General features: G+C 69.4%; 15 protein-coding genes. 13 read left to right on the top strand and 2 right to left on the bottom strand.

Translation table 11 applies throughout. The annotated features are described in order from the left end of the window. Positions 1-125: 125 nt before the first annotated feature. Positions 126-998 carry an alpha/beta hydrolase gene (locus tag ABD017_RS05410; protein WP_343880968.1) on the top strand — a complete coding sequence of 291 codons (873 nt, stop codon included), beginning with the start codon at positions 126-128 and terminating at the stop codon, positions 996-998. A gap of 78 nt (positions 999-1,076) precedes the next feature. Here the strand turns inward: ABD017_RS05410 and ABD017_RS05405 are convergent, their stop codons facing one another. Further along, positions 1,077-1,274 carry a CsbD family protein gene (locus ABD017_RS05405; RefSeq protein WP_343880966.1) on the bottom strand — a complete coding sequence of 66 codons (198 nt, stop codon included), beginning with the start codon at positions 1,272-1,274 and terminating at the stop codon, positions 1,077-1,079. 823 nt (positions 1,275-2,097) lie between these two features. Between ABD017_RS05405 and xylB the strand changes: the two genes are divergently transcribed. After that, entirely contained in the window at positions 2,098-3,612 is a 1,515-nt protein-coding gene (gene xylB / locus ABD017_RS05400) for a xylulokinase (RefSeq protein ID WP_343880964.1), read from the top strand. A gap of 51 nt (positions 3,613-3,663) precedes the next feature. Then, positions 3,664-5,004, top strand: a complete 1,341-nt coding sequence (gene xylA / locus ABD017_RS05395; protein ID WP_343880962.1) for a xylose isomerase — start codon at positions 3,664-3,666, stop codon at positions 5,002-5,004. A 281-nt stretch (positions 5,005-5,285) separates the two neighbouring features. Here the strand turns inward: xylA and ABD017_RS05390 are convergent, their stop codons facing one another. Beyond that, complete coding sequence (locus tag ABD017_RS05390) at positions 5,286-6,362, bottom strand: LacI family DNA-binding transcriptional regulator (RefSeq protein ID WP_343880959.1); 1,077 nt, start codon at positions 6,360-6,362, stop codon at positions 5,286-5,288. 218 nt (positions 6,363-6,580) lie between these two features. Between ABD017_RS05390 and ABD017_RS05385 the strand changes: the two genes are divergently transcribed. The 10 genes from ABD017_RS05385 (at position 6,581) to ABD017_RS05340 (ending at position 23,540) form a co-directional block, all read left to right on the top strand. Continuing rightward, positions 6,581-8,704, top strand: a complete 2,124-nt coding sequence (locus ABD017_RS05385) for an alpha-glucuronidase family glycosyl hydrolase (RefSeq protein ID WP_343882174.1) — start codon at positions 6,581-6,583, stop codon at positions 8,702-8,704. A gap of 53 nt (positions 8,705-8,757) precedes the next feature. Beyond that, positions 8,758-10,719 (top strand): sialate O-acetylesterase, encoded by a 1,962-nt coding sequence (locus ABD017_RS05380; RefSeq protein WP_343880957.1) that lies wholly within the window; start codon positions 8,758-8,760, stop codon positions 10,717-10,719. A 22-nt stretch (positions 10,720-10,741) separates the two neighbouring features. Continuing rightward, on the top strand, positions 10,742-11,992 hold the full coding sequence (gene manD, locus ABD017_RS05375; protein ID WP_343880955.1) for a D-mannonate dehydratase ManD: 1,251 nt from the start codon (positions 10,742-10,744) through the stop codon (positions 11,990-11,992). A 5-nt stretch (positions 11,993-11,997) separates the two neighbouring features. Continuing rightward, on the top strand, positions 11,998-13,671 hold the full coding sequence (locus tag ABD017_RS05370; RefSeq protein ID WP_343880953.1) for a glycoside hydrolase family 43 protein: 1,674 nt from the start codon (positions 11,998-12,000) through the stop codon (positions 13,669-13,671). Positions 13,672-13,754: 83 nt separating this feature from the next. After that, positions 13,755-16,400: a glycoside hydrolase family 3 C-terminal domain-containing protein gene (locus ABD017_RS05365; protein WP_343882172.1), complete on the top strand. Its 2,646-nt coding sequence runs from the start codon at positions 13,755-13,757 to the stop codon at positions 16,398-16,400. Between the two features lie 12 nt (positions 16,401-16,412). Beyond that, entirely contained in the window at positions 16,413-17,459 is a 1,047-nt protein-coding gene (locus ABD017_RS05360) for a PfkB family carbohydrate kinase (RefSeq protein ID WP_343880951.1), read from the top strand. Next, positions 17,459-18,907, top strand: coding sequence for a mannitol dehydrogenase family protein (locus ABD017_RS05355; protein ID WP_343880949.1), 1,449 nt, complete (start codon positions 17,459-17,461; stop codon positions 18,905-18,907). The genes ABD017_RS05360 and ABD017_RS05355 overlap by 1 nt, the downstream gene beginning before the upstream one ends. Before the next feature lie 195 nt (positions 18,908-19,102). Beyond that, positions 19,103-19,921 (top strand): fumarylacetoacetate hydrolase family protein, encoded by an 819-nt coding sequence (locus tag ABD017_RS05350; protein WP_343880947.1) that lies wholly within the window; start codon positions 19,103-19,105, stop codon positions 19,919-19,921. Between the two features lie 14 nt (positions 19,922-19,935). Continuing rightward, a complete protein-coding gene (locus ABD017_RS05345; RefSeq protein WP_425543668.1) occupies positions 19,936-21,516 on the top strand; it encodes an aldehyde dehydrogenase family protein in 1,581 nt (526 codons plus the stop codon). Further along, positions 21,516-23,540, top strand: a complete 2,025-nt coding sequence (locus ABD017_RS05340) for a YjhG/YagF family D-xylonate dehydratase (RefSeq protein WP_343880943.1) — start codon at positions 21,516-21,518, stop codon at positions 23,538-23,540. The genes ABD017_RS05345 and ABD017_RS05340 overlap by 1 nt, the downstream gene beginning before the upstream one ends. Positions 23,541-23,576: the final 36 nt, after the last annotated feature.

Genomic DNA, 23,576 nt, shown 5'->3' with positions numbered 1-23,576 from the left:
ATCCGTCACATATGGGGGCGGCGCCGGGTCGCTCAATCGAATCGCGCGCGGCGCGCCATGTCACTATCGGGGTTTCGCCGCCGCGGGCGCTGGCTTGCGGTGGAAGCTCAACACGGGAGGATGGCGTGAAGCAACCGCTGCAGGCGGCGGCGCGCGAGCTTGCTGCGCAAGCCGTGGAATCGTGGCTGACGATGGCCGACGGCCAGCGGATTTTCGTGCGCGACTGGCCCCTGGCGGCGGCGCGCGGCGCCGTGCTGATCGTGCACGGTCTCAGCGAGCACAGCGGGCGCTACGGGGAACTGGCGCAGTGGCTGCGCGCCCGGGGCTATGCCGTGCGCAGCTACGACCAGCGCGGCCACGGCCGCACGCCCGGCCGCCGCGGTGCGCTGCGCCATGCCGACGACCTGCTGGATGACCTCGCCGCCATCCATCGCGACCACGCCCGCGCGCTCGGCCACGTGCCACTGGTGCTGGGCCACAGCATGGGTGGCGTGGTGGTGACGCGCAGCGTGCTGGACGGCCGCATCGCGCCCGGCGGCGTGATCCTCAGCTCGCCCGCGCTGCGCAGCTGGGAGCCGCGCTGGCGCCGCGCGCTGGCCCGCGTGCTGACGCGGGTGATGCCGAACCTGCCGCTGCGCAGCGGCCTGAGCTTCAGCCGCGTCTCGCACGATCGCGCGCGGGTCGCCGCGTATCGCGCCGATCCCCTGCGCCACGGCTGGATCACCCCGCGCCTGGCCGACTTCATCTTTCGCGCCGGCGCCTCCAGCATCGCCGACGCCGCGCGGCTGCGCGTTCCCACCCTGCTGCTGGTGGCCGGCAGCGACGCCCTGGTGGACCCCTCCGGCAGCAGCGATTTCTCCCGCGCCGCCGCCCCCGCCGGCCAGCTCACCACGCGCATCTTCTCGATGCTGTACCACGAGCTTTTCAACGAGGCCGAACCGGGCCGCAGCCAGGTGCTGCTGCAATTGGCCGACTGGCTCGATCGCCTGACCGACTGACGGCATGGGACAAGCGGGCGCGGGTTTTCCCGCGCCCGCCCGGCCGCCGTCGGCGGCTGCTGTGTGAGCCCGGGCGGCCTACAGCGTGGCTTCGAAATCGCGTACCTGCTTCCGCGCCTCGTCGCGCGCGATGCCGTAACGCTCCTGCACCTTGCCGACCAGGTATTCCGTATTGCCCTCGGCTTGGGTCAGGTCATCGTCGGTCAGGTCTCCCCACTTGGCCTTGATCTTGCCGGTGAGCTGTTTCCAGTTGCCCTGGATACGGTCGTCGTTCATGTGATGTCACTCCATTTGCTGACAGGGATGACAGGCGTGCCGTCGCACTCCGTCGCGAACCACTGTCCGCAGGGCGGCGTTAGGGCGAGGTGGTGGCGGCGTGGAGGACCCGGGCGGGCGTTCAGCCAGTGACGCAGTGGGATGGACGAGCGTCTGGCGGTCCGCTTCAGCTCGCGACGTTGCCCCAATGGCGCACCGGCGCTGCAGCATGGTTACCCGCGACTTGGAGAGAGACACCGGCGAACGTGGCAAGCGAATATCTGGTGGGCCCGCCAGGACTCGAACCTGGAACCAAGGGATTCGCTTGTGCCGGGGGTTTCCCTCCGGAGCGGACTATCTCTTCACCCTCTGCCGATGCGCGGGGCAGGGCAGGTGGGGTGCGGGACGCTCGAGCCTGTGATCAAGGGCGCTCTAGCCCTCAGGTAGTCTCTGCACCTTCCGCCGGTGTACCGGCGGCTTGGCTCAGGGTTGCCACCGGCCGCGTTGCGCGCCGCTGAGGTTTCCCTGAATTCATCCCGATCCCGTCCACGGATTACGCCGTGGCGGCACCCTTTCGATGAGTCCCCTGCTCTAACCATTGAGCTACAGGCCCGTCCGGCCATGATAGCTCAGCCTGGGGGAATCACCACGGCGCGACGCGGTGGAGGCGCGGAAAACAGGGCGTGATTTTGCGTTGCGGCATGCAATTCGCGCCGGGTGGGGTAAAGTCCGTGGTTGCGTCCATTTCCGCCTGCGGGCGTTGAATCAGGGGGCATATTGCCAGACGGGCATTTTTTTGTTTAGATGAATGTTAGCGCTAACACACCCATCGCGAGAACCCGCAATGAGCTTGGTCGTAGGACTTGATGTAGGCACCCAGAGCGTCAAGCTCGTTGCGTACGATGCCGTGGCGCGCGAGGTCGTGGCCACCTACGGCCACGCGCTGGAACTGGTGGCGCACGATGACGGCAGCCGCGAGCAGGAGGCGCACTGGTGGATCGACGCCATCCGCAGCTGTTTCGCCAGGCTGGACCCGGCCCTGCGTGCGCGCGTAGTGGCCGTGGGCGTGTCCGGCCAGCAGCATGGTTTCGTGCCGGTGGACGCCGCCGGTCAGGTGCTGGCGCCGGCCAAGCTGTGGAACGACACCAGCACCCAGGCCGAGTGCGACGAGATCATGGACGCGGTGGGCGGCCCGTTGCGCGCCGTGGCGCTGGCGGGCAACCCGATCCTGGCCGGCTATACCGCGTCGAAACTGCCCTGGACGCGCAAGCATCGGCCCGAGGTGTACCGGCAGCTGGCGAGCATCATGCTGCCGCACGACTACGTGAATTTCTGGCTGACTGGCGAGCGCTGGATGGAATACGGCGACGCGTCCGGTACGGGCTGGCTGGATGTGCGCACGCGGCAGTGGTCGCCCGCGTTGCTGGCCGCCACCGATGCCCAGCGCGATCTGGCCGCCTGCCTGCCGCCGCTGGTCGAGGCGGACGCCAGCTTCCCCATTTCCGCCACTATCGCCGACGAGCTGGGCCTGCCGCACGGCGTGCGCGTCTCGGCGGGTGGCGGCGACAACATGATGGCCGCGATCGGCACCGGCAACGTGGCCTCCGGCGTGCTGAGCATGAGCCTGGGCACCTCGGGCACGCTGTTCGCCCACGCCGACCATCCGGTGGTGGACGATGACGGCCGCTGGGCCGCGTTCTGCTCGTCCACCGGCGGCTGGCTGCCGCTGATCTGCACCATGAACTGCACCGTGGCCACGGAAAACGTGGCGCGCGCGTTCGGCTTCTCCAGCAGGGACGGCGACGCGGTGCTGGCCGGCACGACGCCGGGCGCCGACGGCCTGGTGATGCTGCCGTTCTTCAACGGCGAGCGCACCCCCGACCTGCCGCACGCCCGCGCCAGCCTGCACGGCATGGACACGGCCAACCTCAACCGCGCCAACCTCTATCGCGCCGCGATGGAAGGGGCCACCTACGCGCTGCGCCACGGCTACGACGCGCTGTGCGCCGCGGGCCTGCACTTCGACGCGATCCGCCTCACCGGCGGCGGCAGCCACAGCGCGGCCTGGCGACAAATGGTGGCCGACGTGTTCGAATTGCCGGTGGACGTGCCCACGCAGGCCGAAGGCGCGGCCTTCGGTGCCGCACTGCAGGCCTTGTGGGCGCTGGACCACGCCTCGGGCGGCCAGGCGGATATCGCGGCCCTGGCCACCGAACATGTTCATCTCGATCCGGCGCTGTCGACGCGGCCGGACCCGGCTGCGGCGGCCGCCTACCGCAGTCACTACGGCCTCTTCTCGCGCCATCTGGAAGCCGCCGTGGCGGAGCACGCCAGCGGCAACGTCACGGACCACGGCTGAAGCTTTTCGAAACCGGACACCCGTCTTCACCTTTCCATCAGGACACCCATCATGAGCACCCCCTTCATCGGCAAACGCGAGTATTTCCCCGGCATCGGCCGCATCCCCTACGAGGGCGTCGGGTCGGACAACCCGCTGGCGTTCAAGCATTACGACGCCAGCAAGAAGGTCGGCGACAAAACCATGGCCGAGCACCTGCGTTTTGCCGCGTGCTACTGGCACAGCTTCTGCAACGCCGGCCACGATCCGTTCGGCCCCGGCACCCGCGTGTATCCGTGGGACAAGCACGCCAGCACCGCGCTGGGCCGCGCCGAGGACAAGATCGACGCCGCGTTCGAGTTCTTCACCAAGCTGGGCGTGCCGTACTACTGCTTCCACGACATCGACATGTCGCCGGATGCCGACGACATCGGCGAGTACGAGAAAAACCTCAAGCACATGGTGGCGCTGGCCAAGGAGCGCCAGCAGGCTACCGGCATGAAGCTGCTGTGGGGTACGGCCAACCTGTTCAGCCATCCGCGCTACATGAATGGCGCCGGCACCAACCCGGATTTCGCCGTGGTGGCGCGCGCGGCCGCGCAGATCAAGGCGGCGCTGGAAGCCACCGTGGAGCTGGGCGGCGAGAACTACGTGTTCTGGGGCGGCCGCGAAGGCTATGCCTCGCTGCACAACACCGACACCAAGCGCGAGCTCAACAACTTCGCCAAGTTCCTCACCGCCGCGCGTGACTACGGCCGCAGCATCGGCTTCCAGGGCAAGTACCTGATCGAGCCCAAGCCGATGGAACCGATGAACCACCAGTACGACTTCGACTCTGCCACCGTGGTTGGTTTCCTGAAGCAGCACGGCCTGGACAAGGATTTCTCGCTCAACATCGAGGCCAACCACGCCACGCTGTCGGGCCACACCTTCGAGCACGACCTGCAGATCGCCTCCAACCACGGCATGCTGGGCAGCATCGACGCCAACCGCGGCAACGCGCAGAACGGCTGGGACACCGACCAGTTCCCCACCGACCTGTACGACACCGTGGGCGCGATGATGGTGGTGCTGCGCCAGGGTGGCCTGGCCCCGGGCGGCCTGAACTTCGACGCCAAGGTGCGCCGCGAGTCCACCGATCCGGATGACTTGTTCATCGCCCACGTCGGCGGCATGGACAGCTTCGCGCGCGGCCTGGAAGTGGCGCATGCGCTGCTCAACAAGTCGCCGTGGGAAAAGTGGCGCGCCGAGCGCTATGCCAGCTTCGACGCGGGCAAGGGCAAGGAATTCGCCGAGGGCAAGCTCGACCTGGCCGCGCTGCGCGATCTGGCGGTGGCCCAGGGCGAACCGACGCAGCGCAGCGGCAAGCAGGAGCGCTACGAGAACCTGATCAACCAGTACCTGATGCGCTGAACCCAAGCCACCCGTGCCGCCCAAGGGGGCGGCACGGCGTGAAAACCACGGGCGATCCGGGGCGGTACGGACCGAGGGGCCGGGACATGGCAGTGGAGACTCATGGCGGCAAGTGCGCCATGCCCGGCGGCTTTTTTCGTTCGCCACGGGCAGATGCAGGACCGGCGACACCGGTCGGTGGACGGATCGCTTCCGGACGCCCGCCCGGCCCGGTCGATGCCCTCGTCCGCGTGGCTTGCGGCCCGCGGCGCCGCGTCCCCGGCCCGGCCTTCGTGCCCGCGTCAGCTGCGCGCTTTGGCGGCCGGTTTGGCCGGTGCCACCGAGCCACGCACCACCAGCTGGTGCGCCACCACCTGGTCGACCACCACGCGGGTCTCGTTGCCGTTGCGGCGGATCGCGCGCAGCAGGATGTCGATCGCCGAATCGGCCATGCTGGAAATCGGCTGGCGCACGGTGGTCAGTTCCGGCCAGACGGTCGTGGCGGCCGAGGTATCGTCGAAACCCACGATGGACAGGTCCTGCGGCACCCGCAGGCCGCGCCGGTGCGCCACCGAAATGGCCGCCGCGGCCATGTCGTCGTTGCTGGCGAAGATCGCCGTCGGCGGCTTGCGCAGCGAGAGCAGTTTCTCGACCGCCTCCAGCCCCGAGCGGTAGGTGAAGTAACCCTGCTGCACCAGCTCGGCCTCGCGCGCGATGCCCGCCTCCTTCAGCGCGGCCAGGTAACCCTCGAAACGCCGCTGGCTGGCCATCTGGTTGGGATGGCCCTTGACGCAGGCGATGCGCGTGTGACCGGCCTTGATGAGGTGTTCGACGATCTCCTTGCTGGCCAGGAAGTCGTCGATGCGCACGCTGGAAATGTCGTGGATGAAGTGGCCCGAGGCCACCGCCACCACCGGCACGCCGGCCTTGGTCAGTTCCTCGATCACCGCCTTGGATTCGCACAGCGGCGGCGGCAGGATCACGCCGCCCACGCTCTTGGCCAGCGCCCGTGCGGCCTTGCGTTCGCCGCCGGCATCCAGCTCTTCCCAGCTGGAGATGACCAGTTGCGCGGCGGTGCGCTCGGCGCCGTTGAGCGCACCCAGCAGCAGCTCGCGCAGGTAGGCGCCGCTGGGGTTGGTGTAGATCAGCGCGATGCGCACGTCCTGCGCGGCGGCCAGGGAACTGGCGGCCTGGTTCGGCACGTAGCCCAGTTCGCGTACGGCCTGCATCACTTTTTCGCGGGTCGATTCGCGCACCTTGGCGTGGCCGTTGACCACCCGCGACACCGTCATTGGCGATACTTCGGCCAGGGCCGCAACCGCGTCGATGGTGACGGCGCCACCTTTGCGACGGGCCGATTTCTTGCCTACCTTTTTCAATGCCGTTTCCTTTCAGCAGTGCGCGGTGGCGCGCCGTGCGGCCCCATGGCCAGGTTATCGGCTCCCCATCCCCACGAGGGTCAGCCATGCGCACATGTTTGCACATGTTAGCGATAACATTTCGTTGTGATGGCGGCGGCCGCCGGCGGCCGCAAACATCCCCTCGCCGCCCCGTCCAATCGGGCCTGGGCCGGCGCCTGTGGCTGGCGGGCCTGGCGATGCTGGTGGCCGGCCTCGGCATGGCGCCCGTCCATGCCGAGGACGGTTACGATCTGTGGCTGCGCTACCGCGCGCTGGCGACCGTGCCGGCCGGCATCGATCGCAGCCAAGCCCTGCAATTGGTCGCGGGCGAGGCTTCGCCCACCGCGAAGGCGGCGCGCGACGAACTCGTGCGCGGCCTGGGCGGCCTGCTCGGCAAGCCGCCGCAACGGGCCGACGCGGTGAGCCGCGACGGTGCGCTGATCGTGGGCACGCCGGCCTCGTCGCCCGCGCTGGCCAGCCTGCATCTGGACACCGGCGACCTGGGGCGCGAGGGCTACCTCATCAAGAGCGTGGTGGTGAACGGCCACCCCGCCACGGCCATCGTCGGCAACGACGACATCGGCGTGCTGTACGGTGCCTTCCGCTTCCTGCGCCTGCTGCAGACGGGGCATCCGGTTACCGGTCTGGACCTGCGCGACCGGCCGCAGGTGAAGCTGCGCGTGCTCGACCATTGGGACAACCTCGACGGCAGCGTGGAGCGCGGCTACGCCGGCGCCTCGATCTGGGACTGGTGGAAGCTGCCCGACTACCTCGACCCGCGCTACACCGACTACGCCCGCGCCAACGCCTCCATCGGCATCAACGGCACCGTGCTCAACAACGTCAATGCCGATCCGCTGGTGCTGACCCCGGCCTACCTGAAGAAGGTGGCCGCGCTGGCCGGCGTGTTCCGGCCCTGGGGCATTCGCGTGTATCTCAGCGCGCGTTTCAGTGCGCCGATCGAGATCGGCGGCCTGAAGACGGCCGACCCGCTCGACCCGGCCGTGCGCCAGTGGTGGCGCGCCAAGGCTGACGAGATCTATCGCGTGATCCCCGACTTCGGCGGCTTCCTGGTCAAGGCCAACTCCGAAGGCCAGCCCGGCCCGCAGGACTACCACCGCAGCCACGCCGACGGCGCCAACATGCTGGCCGAGGCGCTGGCGCCGCATGGCGGCATCGTGATGTGGCGCGCCTTCGTCTACTCCGAGCACGACCTCGACGACCGCACCAAGCAGGCCTACAACGAGTTCAAGCCGCTGGACGGCCAGTTCGACGACAACGTGCTGCTGCAGGTGAAGAACGGCCCGCTGGATTTCCAGCCGCGCGAGCCGTTCAGCCCGCTGTTCGGCGCGATGCCGAAGACACCTTTGATGATGGAATTCCAGGTCACCAAGGAATACCTGGGCTTCGCCACCCACCTGGTCTACCTCGGCCCGATGTGGGAGGAAGTCCTGCGCGCGGACACCTGCGCCAAGGGCAAGGGCTCCACCGTGGCCAAGGTGGTCGAGGGCCGATTGGACGGCCATGCGCTGAGCGGCATCGCCGGCGTCGCCAACATCGGCACCGACCGCGACTGGAGCGGCTCGGTGTTCGACCAGGCCAACTGGTACGCGTTCGGCCGCCTGGCGTGGGACCCGACCCAGTCCGCCCGCGCGATCGCCGACGACTGGGCGCGCATGACCTTCGCCCCCGACGACGCGGTGGCAAAACCCATCGTGGACATGATGATGACCTCGCGCGAAGCGGCCGTGGACTACATGACACCGCTGGGCCTGGCGCACCTGATGGGCGCCGGTCACCACTACGGCCCCGCGCCGTGGGACGACAGCCTGCCGCGCGCGGACTGGAACCCGGTCTACTACCACCGCGCCGACGCCAACGGCATCGGCTTCGACCGCACCCGCAAGGGCAGCGATGCGGTGGATCAGTACGCGCCACCCGTGGCCGCGAAGTTCAACGACCTGAAGACCACGCCCGACGCCTACCTGCTGTGGTTCCACCACCTGCCGTGGGACTACCGCATGCGCTCCGGCCGCACGCTGTGGGATGAGCTGGTGAGGCACTACAGCCACGGCGTGGACGAGGTGAAGCAGATGCGCGGCACCTGGAAGTCACTGGACGGCCGCATCGATCCGCAGCGCCATGCGCAGACCGCGGCGTTCCTGGCCATCCAGCAGAACGAGGCGCAATGGTGGCGCGACGCCAGCATCGCCTACTGGCAAAGCCTCAACCACCTGCCGCTGCCGGCCGGCTACGCGCCGCCCGCGCACACGCTGGACTACTACAAGAGCCTTTCCTTTCCATACGCACCGGGACACTGAGCATGGCCAAAGCGCATTCATCCACGGGGAAACCGGCACTTCGACTCGCCTGCATGTTGCTGGCGCCCTGCGCGTTGTTTGCCGCTGCTGCCCACGCCGGCGACGCAAGTCCGCCCTTGCTCGATGCGCTGTTCCAGGATCATGCCGTCGTGCAGCGCGACACGGCCGTGCCGGTGTGGGGCCAGGCCAAACCGAACGAGTCGCTGAAGATCGGGTTCGATGGCAAGACAGTAACCAGCCACGCCGATGCCGACGGGCACTGGCAGGCGAAACTGCCGCCCCTGCCGGCAGGCGGGCCCTACACCTTGACGGTGACCGCCGCTGACGGCCGCAGCCAGACGGCAAAGGACATCCTGGTCGGCGACGTGTGGCTCTGCAGTGGCCAGTCGAACATGGAGCTGCAGGTGCACCGCACGCTGAACTCCCGCAGCGAGATCATGGGCGCCGACAACGACCGCATCCGCATGCTCACCGTGCCGCAGACCGGGGCGTCCGCGCCGCAGGATGGTTTCGCCGCGCCGGTGCAGTGGAAACCGACCACGCCCGCGAACGTGCCGGACTTTTCCGCCACCTGCTACTACTTCGCGCGCGAACTGCAGAAGACCGTCGACGTGCCGATGGGCCTGGTCAACGCCTCGCTGGGCGGCTCGCGCATCGAGCCATGGCTGAGCGCCCGCGCGCTGCGCAAGGTCGGCGGTTACGACGAAGCGCTCGACACGCTGGCCTTGCATGCCAGCGATCCGCAGGCCGCCGCCGCCCGGTGGGGCAACATCTGGGCGAAGTGGTGGCGCAGCCAGCCACAGGTGAGGGCCGGTGACGAACCGTGGAAGGGCACGTCCGACGCCGGCTGGAAAGCGGCGCCGAAAACCCTGGGCGACTACCAGAGCTGGGGCGTGCCCGAGCTTGCCAGCTACACCGGCATGCTGTGGTACCGGACCACGGTGACGCTGACCAAACAACAGGCGGCGCAGGACGCCACGCTGGCGATCGGCAACGTCGACGAGATGGACCAGACCTGGGTGAATGGCCGCGGCGTGGGCAGCAGCAGTTACGGCGGTGCCCCACGGATCTACCGACTGCCGCACGGCCTGTTGCACGCCGGCGAGAACGTCATCGTGATCAACGATCTCAACACCTATCAGGCCGGCGGCGTGATGGGCCCCACCGACACGCGCGCGCTCAAATTTGCCGACGGAAGCTCGGTGCCGCTCGACACCAACGGTTGGCAATACCGCGAGGTTCCCAAGGGCATCGGCACGCCACCGCTGGCGCCGTGGCTGACGGTTTCGGGCAAGACCACGCTCTACAACGGCATGATTGCGCCGCTCGGCCACTACGCGTTCCGCGGCGCGCTGTGGTACCAGGGCGAATCCAACACCGGCGAGGCCGACCAGTATCGCCGCCTGCTGGAAGCCTACCGCGATGATCTGCGCGCGCAGTTTGGCGCCAACCTGCCGCTGCTGATCGTGCAGCTGTCGAGCTACGGCCCGGCGCCCACGCATCCGGCCGAAAGTGGCTGGGCGGGCGTGCGCGAGGCCGAGCGGTTGGTGGCCGCCGAGGACAAGCTCTCGGGCCTGGCCGTGAGCGTGGACATCGGCGAGCGCTACGACATCCACCCGGCCAACAAGCAGGAGCTGGGCCGCCGCCTGGCCCGCGCCGCGCGGCATGTGGTCTACGGCGAAGCGCTGGCGCCGTCCGGCCCGCTGCCGGTGACGGCCACGCGCGAGGGCGACGCGGTGGCGGTGAGCTTCCGTGACGTCACCGGCAAGCTGGTCGCCTACAGCTCCAACCATCCGATCGGCTTCGAGCTGTGCGGTGCGAAGCCCGACAGCTGCAACTACGCCAATGCCGACCTGCGCGACGGCAAGGTGCTGCTGCACCTCGATACGCCGGCCGCCGGCGCGATCACCCGCGTGCGCTACTGCTGGGCCGACAGCCCGTTCTGCACGCTGTACGACGAAGCGGGCCTGCCCGCGGTGCCGTTCCAGCTCGACATCACCTCTTCCACGCACTGAACCTGATCCGAAGGAAATCCCCGTGAGCACCACACACGAAACCCCCACCCGCGGCTCGTCGCGCGATCGCGAGATCGTCGAGGCGAAAGTCATCGTCACCTGCCCGGGGCGCAACTTCGTCACTCTGAAGATCGTCACCCGCTCGGGCGTGGAAGGCCTGGGCGATGCCACCCTCAACGGCCGCGAGCTGGCGGTGGCGTCGTACCTGACCGATCACGTGGTGCCCAACCTGATCGGCCGCGACGCCGGCCAGATCGAGGACATCTGGCAGTTCCTCTACCGCGGTGCCTACTGGCGCCGCGGCCCGGTGACGATGAGCGCGATCGCCGCGGTGGACGTGGCGCTGTGGGACATCCTGGGCAAGATGGCGGGCATGCCGATCTACCAGCTGCTGGGCGGCCGCTCGCGCGAAGGCGCGCTGGTCTACGGCCATGCCAACGGCCGCGACATCGCCGAGGCCTCGGACGCCGTGGGCCGCTTCATCGAGCAGGGTTTCCTGGCGGTGCGCGCGCAATGCGGCGTGCCGGGCATCAAGAAGGCCTACGGCGTCTCCAACGCCAGGGGCTACGAGCCGGCCGAGAGCGAGCTGCCGCTGGAAACCACCTGGAACACGCCGCGCTACCTGGGCGTGGTGCCGAAACTGTTCGAGCAGTTGCGTGCCGACCACGGCGCCGACGTGGAACTGCTGCACGACGCGCACCACCGCCTCACCCCGATCGAGGCGGCGCGGCTGGCCAAATCGCTGGAGTCGTACCGCCTGTTCTGGCTGGAGGACGCCACCCCGGCCGAAGACCAGAAGGCGTTCGAGCTGATCCGCAAGCATTCGGTGACGGCGCTGGCGGTGGGCGAGGTGTTCAACTCCATCTGGGACTGCAAGCACCTGATCGAGAATCAGCTGATCGACTACATCCGCACCACCATCGTGCACGGCGGCGGCATCACCCACCTGCGCCGGCTGGCCGACTTCGCCGCGCTGCACGGCGTGCGCACCGGCTTCCACGGCGCCACCGACCTGTCGCCGGTGACGATGGGCGCGGCGCTGCACTTCGACACCTGGGTGCCGAACTTCGGCATCCAGGAATACATGTTCCACACCGACGAGACCGACGCGGTGTTCCCGCACGACTACGTGCTGCGCAACGGCCGTCTGCACGTGGGCGACACGCCCGGACACGGCGTCACCATCGACGAGAAGCTGGCCGCGAAATACCCGTACCAGCCCAAGCAACTGCCGATCGCGCGCCTCGAGGACGGCGCGATGTGGAACTGGTGACGACGATGCCGACCCGATCGCTCAAGGCGTTGCTGCTGTGCCTGCTGGCCACCTGCGGCATGGCCGCGCAGGCGGCCGAGCCGGTGCTGTTCGACTGGTTCGACTACCAGGGGCACGACCGCGCGTTCGAACAGCCGCTGCCGCCGGGCCATTTCCGCAACCCGGTGCTGGCCGGTTTCTATCCGGACCCCAGCGTGGTGCGGGTGGATGACACCTTCTACCTGGTCAATTCCAGCTTTGCGTATTACCCGGGCATTCCCGTGTTCGAGAGCAAGGACCTGGTGCACTGGAAGCCCATCGGCCACGTGATCGACAAGCCGACGACACTGGATTTCGACGGCCTGAACATGTCGCGCGGCGTGTTCGCGCCGGACATCACCCATCACGACGGCACGTTCTATGTGGTCAACACCGCGGTGGACAGCGGCGGCAATTTCGTCAGCACCGCGAAGAGCGCAGCCGGCCCCTGGTCCGATCCGGTGTGGTTGAAAGGCATTGGCGGCATCGATCCGTCGCTGTTCTTCGACAAGGACGGCAAGGCCTACCTGCTCAACAACGACGAGCCCGAGGGCAAGCCCTTGTACGAGGGCCATCGGGCGATCTGGTTGCAGCAGTTCGATCCGTTGGCGCTGAAGCCGGTGGGCCCGCGCAAGGTGATCATCAACGGCGGCACCGACCTGGCGAAAAAGCCGATCTGGATCGAAGGCCCGCACATCTACCAGCGCAACGGCTGGTATTACCTGATGTGCGCCCAGGACGGCACCGGGCCGCAGCATACCGAGGTGGTGTTTCGCAGCCGCTCGGTGTGGGGGCCGTATGTACCGTACGAGAACAACCCGATCCTGACCCAGCGTGACCTGCCCGCCGATCGCCCCAATGCGATCACCAACGCCGGCCACGCCGATCTGGTCGAGGCCGCCGACGGCAGCTGGTGGGCGGTGTTCCTGGCCAGCCGCGCCTACGACGGCACGCACTACAACACCGGCCGCGAAACCTATCTGTTGCCGGTGGAGTGGAAAGACGGCTGGCCGGTCATCCTGCCGCATGGCCAGGTGATCCCGCAGGTGCTGAAGGGCCCGGCATTCATGCAGCGCGATGCCTCGCAGGCGCCGCTCAGCGGCAACTTCGACGCGCGCGATGATTTCGACCGCACCACGCTGGGCAGCGAGTGGCTGTTCGCGCGCACGCCGAAACAGCCGTGGGCGGATCTGGCCTCGCATCCCGGCAAGCTGGCGATCCATCCGCTGGCGCAGGATCTGGACACGCTGGAGAATCCCTCCTACCTCGCCCGCCGCCAGCAACACCTGGCGTTCGAGGCCAGCACCGCGCTGGCGGTGCCCGCAGCCGGCGTGGAAGCGGGCATCGCAGCCTTCCAGAACGAGCACTACTGGTACGCGTTCGGCGTCAGGCACGAGGGCGATCATCTGCGGCTGTCGCTGCGCGTGCATCGCGGCGACCACAAGGCCGTCGTGGGCAGCGTCGCGTTGCCAGCCAGTGTGGGCGAACTGAGATTGAAGATCAGCGGCGATGGCAAGGCCTACGGTTTCGCCTACGATGACGGGTCGGGCTGGAAATGGCTCGAACGCCACGCGGACGGCACCCTGCTCAGTACCGACGTGGCAGGCGGATTCATCGGCGCGACGGTAGGTCCGTATGCGCGCCGACTCGACAACCAATAAGCAACGCAAAGGGAACGATGACTATGGCGAAGCGACAGGCGTGGCGCGGCATGTTCCGCACGACAATGGCGGTGGCTCTGGGCATGGCCCTGGTTTCGCCCGCCTTCCCCTCCCATGCGGAGGGCCACGCCGACGCGGCGTCGTCGTCCCAGCCGGTCTATCGCGACCTCAGCCGCAGCTTCCACGATCGCGCCGCCGACCTGGTCGCGCACATGACGCTGGAGGAAAAGGCCGCGCAGATGCAGAACACCGCGCCGGCCATCCCGCGCCTGGGCGTGGCCGCGTACGACTGGTGGAACGAGGGCCTGCACGGCGTGGCGCGCGCGGGCCAGGCCACCGTGTTCCCGCAGGCGATCGGCCTGGCGGCCACGTTCGACGTGCCGCTGATGCATGAAGTCGCCACCGCCATCAGCGACGAGGCGCGCGCCAAGTACAACGAATTCCAGCGCAAGGACAGCCACGGCCGCTACGAGGGCCTCACCTACTGGTCGCCCAACATCAACATCTTCCGCGACCCGCGCTGGGGCCGCGGCCAGGAAACCTACGGCGAGGACCCGTACCTCACCGAGCGCATGGGCGTGGCCTTCGTCACCGGCCTGCAGGGCAATGACCCGAAATACCGCAAGCTGGATGCCACCGCCAAGCACTACGCCGTGCACAGCGGGCCGGAAGCCGACCGCCACCATTTCGACGTGCATCCCAGCGAGCGCGACCTGTACGAGACCTACCTGCCGGCGTTCCAGACCCTGGTGCAGGAGGCCGACGTCGATGCGGTGATGAGCGCCTACAACCGCGTCAACGGCGAGCCGGCCACCGGCAGCCCGCGCCTGCTGGAGCAGATCCTGCGCAAGGACTGGGGCTTCAAGGGCTACGTGGTCTCCGACTGCGGCGCGGTGGAGGACATCTACAAACACCACAAGGTGGTCGACACCGTCGAGGCGGCCAGCGCGCTGGCGGTGAAGAACGGCGTGGACCTGGACTGCGGCACCGAGTACGCGGCGCTGGTGAAAGCCGTGCACGACGGCCTGATCAAGGAGAGCGAGATCGACACCGCGCTCACGCGCCTGATGCAGGCACGCATGCGCCTGGGCATGTTCGATCCGGCAAGCCGGGTGCCCTGGTCCGACGTGCCGTATTCGGTGAACCAGTCGCCGCAGCACGATGCGCTGGCGCGCCGCGCCGCCGTCGAATCGATGGTGCTGCTGAAGAACGACGGCATCCTGCCGCTGTCGCGCGACATCAAGCACATCGCCGTGATCGGCCCCACCGCCGACGACACCATGGCCCTGCTGGGCAACTACCACGGCACCCCGGCCGATCCGGTGACGATCCTGCGCGGCATCCGCGAGGCGGCGCCGCAGGCGAAGGTGGTGTACGCGCGTGGCGTCGACCTGGTCGAGGGCCGCAGCGACCCCACCGGCATGCCGCTGGTGGAGGCGCAATACCTGCGTCCGTCCGCCGGTGATGCCGAGCGTGGCCTGCGCGGCGAGTATTTCCGCAACACCGAGCTGTCCGGCAAACCGGCGCTGGTGCGGGTGGACCCGGTGATCGGCTTCAACTGGGACCGCGGCTCGCCCACCGACAACCTGCTGGCCCGCGGCGAGGCCCAGCCCGACCAGGCCGTGCCGAGCGACAACTTCTCCATCCGCTGGAGCGGCCAGTTGCTGCCGCCGGTGAGTGGCGAGTACGTGCTGGAAGCGGCCGCCAACGACGGCGTGCGCGTGTACCTGGACGGCAAGCCGGTGATCGACCGCTGGGAACGGGCCGACAACCTCACCGCCAGCCAGGCCAGGCTGAAGCTGGAAGGCGGCCACGCCTACGACATCCGGGTGGAATACAAGGAGCTGGAACGCGATGCCGGCGTGCGCCTGGCCTGGCGCATGCCCGGCGCCAAGCCGCCGTTCCAGGCCGCGCTGGATGCGGCGAAAGACGCCGACGTGGTGGTCTTCGCCGGCGGCCTCACCAGCGACGTGGAGGGCGAGGAGATGCGCGTGAACTATCCCGGCTTCGCCGGCGGCGATCGCACCGACCTGCGCCTGCCCGCCACCCAGCGCAAGCTGCTGGAAGCCCTGCAGGCGACCGGAAAGCCGGTCGTGATGGTGCTCACCAGCGGCTCCGCGCTGGCGGTGGACTGGGCCAACCAGCACCTGCCGGCCGTGCTGCTGGCGTGGTATCCCGGCCAGCGCGGCGGCAATGCCGTGGCCGACGTGCTGTTCGGCAACGCCGATCCGGCCGGCCGCCTGCCGGTGACGTTCTACAAGGCCAGCGAAAAGCTGCCCGCGTTCGACGACTACCGCATGGACGGGCGCACCTACCGCTACTTCAAGGGCGAGCCGCTGTACCCGTTCGGCTACGGTCTGTCGTACACGAAGTTCACCTATGCGGACCTGAAGCTCGACCAAAACAAGGTCGGCAAGGACGGCAAGCTGCACGTCACGGTGAAGGTGAGCAATGCCGGCAAGCGCGCGGGCGACGAGGTGGTGCAGCTCTACCTGCGTGGCGTCGGCACGCCGCACCAGCGATCGAACAAGGATCTTCGCGGCATCGAGCGCATCAGCCTGCAACCGGGGCAGACGCGTGAAGTGTCGTTCGACGTCACCCCGGCCACCGACCTGCGCTACTACGACACCCAAAAGGCGGCCTACGCCGTCGACGCCGGGCGTTACGAAGTGCAGATCGGCGCCTCCAGCGCGGACATTCGTGCCACGCAATCCTTCACCGTCAACTGAAGTCGCGGGTCGATGATGTCCAACGTACCACGGCAGGCGCGCGGCGAAAGCCGCGTCGTCTGTTTCGGCGAACTGTTGCTGCGGCTGTCGCCGCCGGGACAGGAGCTGCTGCTGCAATCCCCGCATCTCGATGCGCGCTTCGGCGGCGCCGAGGCGAACGTGGCCGCCTCGCTGGCGATCCTCGGCCACGCCAGCGCCATGGTGAGCGCGCTGCCGGACAACGCCATCGGCCACGCCTGCGCCGCCGAACTGCGACGCCATGGCGTGGACACCTCGGGCATCCGTTTTGCCGATGGCCGTATGGGCGTCTATTTCATCGCGCCCGGCGCCATGCAGCGGCCCACCGAGGTGGTCTATGACCGCGCCGGTTCGGTGTTCGCGTGCACCGGGGCCACCGCGCACGACTGGCCACGCCTGTTGGACGGCGCCCGCTGGCTGCACCTGTCCGGCATCAACCTGGCCCTGGGCGAGGCCAGCGCGCAATCGGCCCTGGCGGCCGTGCAGGCGGCAAGCGCGGCCGGCGTCAGCGTTTCGTTCGACTGCAATTACCGCAGCAAGCTGTGGGGCGCGCGGGCGGCGCAGGCACCGGCGCTGCTGCGCGAGGTGCTGGCCGAGGCCGAGCTGGTATTCGGCAACGAGCGCGACATCGCCCTGATCCTGGGTGAGGCATTCGCCCAGGAGGATGCGCAACAGCGTTTCCGCGCGGCGGCCGAGCGGGCCTTCGCCACCTTCCCGCGCCTGCGCCTGATGGCCGCCACCGACCGCCGCCACCTGGACGTGGACACGCATGACCTGGGCGGCCTGCTGGCCACGCGCGATCAGCTGCTGACCACCCGCACGCATCGCCTGGCCCGCATCGTGGACCGCATCGGCGGCGGCGATGCCTTTGCTGCGGGCTTGCTGCACGGCCTGCTGCGTGGCATGGCCGAACAGGACGCGCTGGATTTCGCCATCGCGGCCGGCTGCCTCAAGCATTCGGTGCCGGGCGACGTGAACCTGCTGCGCGAGCCGGACATGCTGGCGTTTCATGCGCAGGACGGTTTCGAGGTGCGGCGTTGATGGCGCCGGCCGCACGCTTGTCCGCCGCCACCTTGCCCGCCTTGCCGGCGACGGTGATCCGCCCCAACTACGACCCGGCCGCCGTGCGCATCGGCATCGTGCACATCGGCCCCGGCGCGTTCCACCGCGCGCACCAGGCGGTGAATGTGGACGACCTGCTCGCCGAGCATCCCGACTGGGGCATCTGCGGCGTTTCCCTGCACAGCGCCGGCGTGCGCGATGCGCTGCGCCCGCAGGACGGCCTGTACACGCTGGCCTTGCTGGGCGAGCAGACTTCGCTGCGGGTGATCGGCGCGATCCGTGAGCTGCTGGTGGCCAGCGAGGACCAGACCGCCGTGCTGGCGCGGCTGAGCGAACCGGCGGTGAAGCTGGTCACGCTGACCATCACCGAGAAAGGCTACTGCCTGGCCGGTGAGGATCTGGATCTCGCCCACCCCGACATCGCTCACGACCTCGCCGCGCCGCAGGCGCCGCGCAGCGCCATCGGCTACGTCGTCGCCGGCCTGCGCGAACGGCATGCGCGCGGTATCGCGCCGTACACCGTGCTCAGCTGCGACAACCTCGCCGGCAACGGCCATCGCCTGCGCCGCGCCGCGTTGCAGTATGCGGCGCGGATCGACGCGGAACTGGCGGCGTGGATCGAGGCCGAGGTGGCGTTCCCCTGTTCCATGGTGGATTCCATCACCCCCGCCACCGACGACGCGCTGCGCGACCGCGTGGCCGATGCGCTGGGTTGCGTCGATGCCTGGCCGATCCAGCGCGAGGCGTATACGCAGTGGGTGATCGAGGACCGCTTCTGCAACGAGCGCCCGCCGTTCGAGCGCGCCGGCGCCACCCTCAGCCACGACATCGCCGGCTACGACCGCGCCAAGCTGCGCCTGCTGAACGGCCCGCATTCCACGCTGGCCTATCTCGGTTCGCTGATGGCGCTGGAGACCGTGTCTGCGGCGATGATGGAGCCGCTGCTGGCCGGTTTCATCGAGCGGCTGATGCGTGAGGACATCGTGCCTTCGCTGCCGGCGCTGGCGGGTTTCGATCCGCAAGCCTATGTCGGCGCGATCCTGGCCCGTTTCCGCAACCCGGCCATCCGCCACCTGCTGGCGCAGATTGCCTGGGACGGCTCGCAGAAGATCCCGGTGCGGCTGCTGGGCACGATCGCCGAGGCGCTGGCCGCGGGCCGCCCGATCGAGCGCCTGTGCCTGCCGGTGGCGGGCTGGCTGCACTTCGTGACGCGCCAGGCCCGCAACGGCGTGGCCATCGTCGATCCGCTGGCCGAGACGCTGGCGCGTATCGGGGCGACCGGTGACATCGATGCCTTCCTGGGGCTGGACGGCGTGTTCGGCGCGCTGGCCGAAGATGACCGCTTCGTTGCCGTGCTGCGCGACGCCCATGCAGCGCTGGCACCGGCGACACCCGACGCGGTGCGGCGCGAGCTGACCGATGTCTAAGGAAGCTCTGAACAACTCGTCATCCCAGCGAAAGCTGGGATCCAGAGCCTCTGCAACTGCTGAAGACACTGGATTCCTGCTTGACCGGCCCTTCGGCCGTTGAAAAGCGCCTCGCTGGAATGACGAGCAAGGCTTGATCAGAGCATCCCTAACGCTGAGCCGACTTTTTTCTATCCCGCTTTCCAGGACTACCGTATGAATCCCAACCTGACCCGCCACACCACCGCCGATGGCCCGCGCTGGGCCTTGGACGGCCATTACCTTCCCGCCGATTTCAGCCTGTCCGCGTGGCTGGCGCTGCCCGCCGATGCCGCGCAGGCGCAGCTGGCTTCGGCCGCCCGCGGCACGCCGGCCGATGGTGCCCTGCTGGCGCCGATCGAGGACGTGCAGGAAGCCTGGGCCAGCGGCGTCACCTACCTCAGCAGCCGCATGGCGCGCGAGGCCGAGTCGCAGAGCGCCGACGTGTACCAGAAGGTGTATGCGGCGGCGCGGCCGGAGCTGTTCTTCAAGGCCTGCGGCTGGCGCACCAGCGGTCACGGCCAGGGCATCCGGGTACGCGCGGACAGCGCCTGGAACGTGCCGGAGCCCGAGCTGGTGCTGGTGCTGGACACCCGCGGCGCCATCCGCGGCTACGCCGTGGGCAACGACGTTTCCTCGCGCAGCATCGAGGGCGAAAACCCCTTGTACCTGCCGCAGGCCAAGGTCTACGACGGCGCCTGCGCGATCGGCCCGGGCATCCGCCTGTGCGCCGCCGATGACCTGCGCGACCTGGCCATCGCGCTCACCATCCGCCGCGGTGGCGCGGTTGTATTCGCCGGGGAAACCCGCACCTCGCAGATCAAGCGCGCACTGGAGGAACTGGCCAGCTACCTGTTCCGCGAGCTGGCGTTCCCCCACGGCGCCTTCCTGTTCACCGGTACCGGCATCGTGCCGGACGAGACTTTCACCCTGCAGTCCGGCGATGTGGTGAGCATCGACATCGGCGGCCTGGTTCTGGAGAACCCCGTATCATGAGCAACCCCACTTCCATGCAACCCATCCTCCTCGACGGCCGCTGGGTCCAGGCGCAGGCGCCGGAAGGCAGCTTCCATGCGTTCAACCCCTCGCAGGGGCAGGAGCTGGGCGAACGCGACTACCCGATCTCCGGCTGGGCCGATCTCGATGCCATGCTCGACGCCGGCCAGCGCGCCGCCGCCGAGATGGCGCAGCTGCCGGGCGAGCGCATCGGCGCCTTCCTGGATGCCTACGCCGCCGCGATCGAGGCGCGCGCCGACGCGCTGGTCGAGACCGCGCATCGCGAGACCGGCCTGCCGCTGGAAGGGCGCCTGCGCAACGGCGAGTTGCCGCGCACCACCGGCCAGTTGCGTCAGGCCGCCAAGGCCGCGCGCGACGGCAGCTGGGCGCGACCCACGATCGACACCGCCGCCGACTTGCGCTCCGTGCTGGGGCCCTTGGGTGGCCCGGTGCTGGTGCTGGGGCCGAACAATTTCCCGTTCGCCTTCAACGGCGTTTCCGGCGGTGATTTCGCTGCGGCCTTCGCCGCCGGCAACCCGGTGATCGCCAAGGCGCACCCGGCCCATCCGCACACCTCGCAGCTGCTGGCCGAGGCCGCGCTGGAGGCGCTGCAGTCCAGCGGGCTGCCGTCCGGCGCGGTGCAGATGTTCTTCCACACCAGCAACGAGCTGGGGCTGCGCGTGGTGACCGATCCGCGCACCGCCGCGGTGGCGTTCACCGGCAGCCGTCCGGCCGGCATGGCGATCAAGGCCGCCGCCGACGCGGCCGGCACGCCGGCGTACCTGGAGATGTCCAGCGTCAATCCGGTGTTCGTGCTGGGCGGTGCGCTGCGCGAGCGCGGTGCGGCGATCGCCGCCGAGCTGGCGGCCTCGTGCGCGATGGGCGCCGGCCAGTTCTGCACCCGCCCGGGCGTGACGGTATTGCCGCCGGGCGCCGACACCGACGCCTTCGTGCAGGAAATGCAGCGCCTCACCGCGGCCACGCCGCCGGGCGTGCTGCTGACCCCGCGCAGCCCGCAACTGGTGGCCGATGCGGTGAACGCGCTGCGCGCTGCCGGCGCCGAGCTGCTGGCCGGCGGCGAGATTGCCGACACGGCGGGTTATGCGTTCCAGCCGACCTTGCTGAAGGTTTCCGGCAGCCGCTTCATCGAAGCCCCGCGTGCACTGCAGAACGAAGCGTTTGGCCAGGTCAGCCTGCTGGTGCTGGCCGAGTCGCAAGCGCAACTGCTGCAGATCGCGCAGGCGCTGGAAGGCAACCTCACCGGCACCATCTACAGCGACACCGGCGGCGCCGACGACGCCGAGTACGACGCGCTGGAGCCCGCGTTGCGCCACCGGGTCGGCCGCCTGATCAACGACCGCATGCCCACCGGCGTGGCGGTGTCGCCGGCGCAGAACCACGGCGGCCCGTATCCGTCCACCGGCCATCCCGGCTTCACCGCCGTGGGCATCCCGGCCTCGCTGCTGCGCTTCGCCGCACTGCACAGCTATGACCACGTGCGCCAGCACCGGCTGCCGCCGTCGCTGCGCGACGCCAATCCCACCGGCTCGCTGGTACGCCTGGTCGACGGGCAGCTGACCACGGCCGACCTGTGATGGCCGGCGAGCCACGGGACGACGCCCTGCTCGATGCCATCCTGGGTGACGGCACCGCGCTGACCACCACCCGCACCTGTGGCGAAGGCCCGGCCGGCAGCCTGCCGGTCGACGATGCCACCTTGCGCCAGGCGCCCAGCGGCCACCTGTTCGGCATGACCCAGAACGCCGGCATGGGCTGGCGCGCCAGCGAGATCGGGCGCGATCCCTACCTGATCCTCAGCACCCAGGGCGGCCTGCGCGCCGCCGACGGCAGCCCGGTGGCGCTGGGCCTGCACACCGGCCACTGGGAGATCGACAAGCTGGTGCGCGCGGCGGCCGAGACGCTGGCCGAACAGGGCGGCTTGCCGTTCTCGGTGATGTGCTCGGACCCCTGCGACGGGCGCACCCAGGGCACCACCGGCATGTTCGACAGCCTGCCGTACCGCAACGACGCGGCGATGACGATGCGCCGGCTGGTGCGCTCCCTGCCCAACCGCCGCGGCCTGCTCGGCATCGCCACCTGCGACAAGGGCCTGCCGGCGATGATGATGGCGCTGGCCGGCAGCCGCGAGCTGCCCGGCGTGATCGTGCCCGGCGGCGTGACGCTGCCCGCGCGCGGCGCCGAGGACACCGCCAAGGTGCAGACCATCGGCGCCCGCTACGCGCACGGATTGATCGACCTGCAGCACGCCGCCGCGATGGGCTGCCGCGCCTGCGGTTCGCCCGGCGGCGGCTGCCAGTTCTTGGGCACCGCGGCCACCTCGCAGGTGATCGCCGAGGCGCTGGGCATCGCCCTGCCGCACACCGCGCTGGCGCCGTCCGGCGAGCCGGTGTGGCTGGACATGGCGCGACGCTCGGCGCTGGCGCTGGTGCGCCTGGTCAAGGCGGGCACGCCGATGTCGGCCATCCTCACCCGCCAGGCGCTGGAGAATGCACTGGTGGTGCACGCCGCGTTCGGCGGCTCCACCAACCTGATGCTGCACGTGCCGGCCATCGCCCACGCAGCCGGCCTGGCGCCACCCACCGTGGCCGACTGGACCGCCGCCAACCGCGCCACGCCGCGCCTGGTCGACGCGTTGCCCAACGGTCCGCGCCACCATCCCACGGTGCAGGTGTTCATGGCCGGCGGCGTGCCGGAGGTGATGCTGCACCTGCGCGAGATGGGCCTGCTGCACCTGGACGCGCCCACCGTCAGCGGCCGCACCCTCGGCGAGAATCTGGACTGGTGGGAACACAGCGCCGCGCGCCGCATCGCCCGCGAACGCCTGCAAGCACTGGACGGCATCGATCCGGCCAACGTGATCATGGGTCCGGACGCGGCGCGCGCTGCGGGGCTCACCTCGGCGCTGGTGTTCCCGGTCGGCAACCTTGCCCCCGCCGGCTCGGTGATCAAGGCCACCTCGATCGACCCGACCGTGGTCGACGACGACAACGTCTACCGCCACACCGGCCCGGCGCGCGTGTTCGCCAGCGAGCACGAGGCGATCGCCGCGATCAAGCGCAAGGGCGAGGGCGCGGTGGTGGCCGGCGACGTGGTGGTGCTGGCCGGCTGCGGCCCCGCCGGCACCGGCATGGAGGAGACCTACCAGCTCACCTCCGCGCTGAAGTACCTGCCCTGGGGCAAGCATGTGCCGGTGCTCACCGACGCGCGTTTCTCCGGCGTCTCCACCGGCGCCTGCATCGGCCATGTGGGGCCGGAGGCACTGGCCGGCGGACCGATCGGACGGCTGCGCGACGGCGACCAGGTGCGCATCGAGATCGACCGCAACAGCTTGCAGGGCCGGATCGATTTCATCGGTACCGATCCGTCACAACCGCTGTCGCCTGACGAAGCGACCGCGTTGCTGGCCTCGCGCGAAACCCACCCGGCGATCGCGCCGCACCCGAAGCTGCCCAACGACACGCGCCTGTGGGCCGCGCTGCAGGAAGCCAGCGGCGGCACCTGGGGCGGCTGCGTGTACGACGTGGACGCCATCGTGGAAACACTGCGCGCCGGACGCGAGGCGCTGGCGCGGCAACGCGCGGAGCAAGGCACCGGTTGATCGAGCACGCCGGCGCCCCAGCGCCGGCGCACCAAC

This window comes from Rhodanobacter caeni, from assembly GCF_039523575.1.
GTDB classification, from domain to species: Bacteria; Pseudomonadota; Gammaproteobacteria; order Xanthomonadales; family Rhodanobacteraceae; genus Rhodanobacter; species Rhodanobacter caeni.
This window is presented reverse-complemented; position numbering and strand designations above follow the sequence as displayed.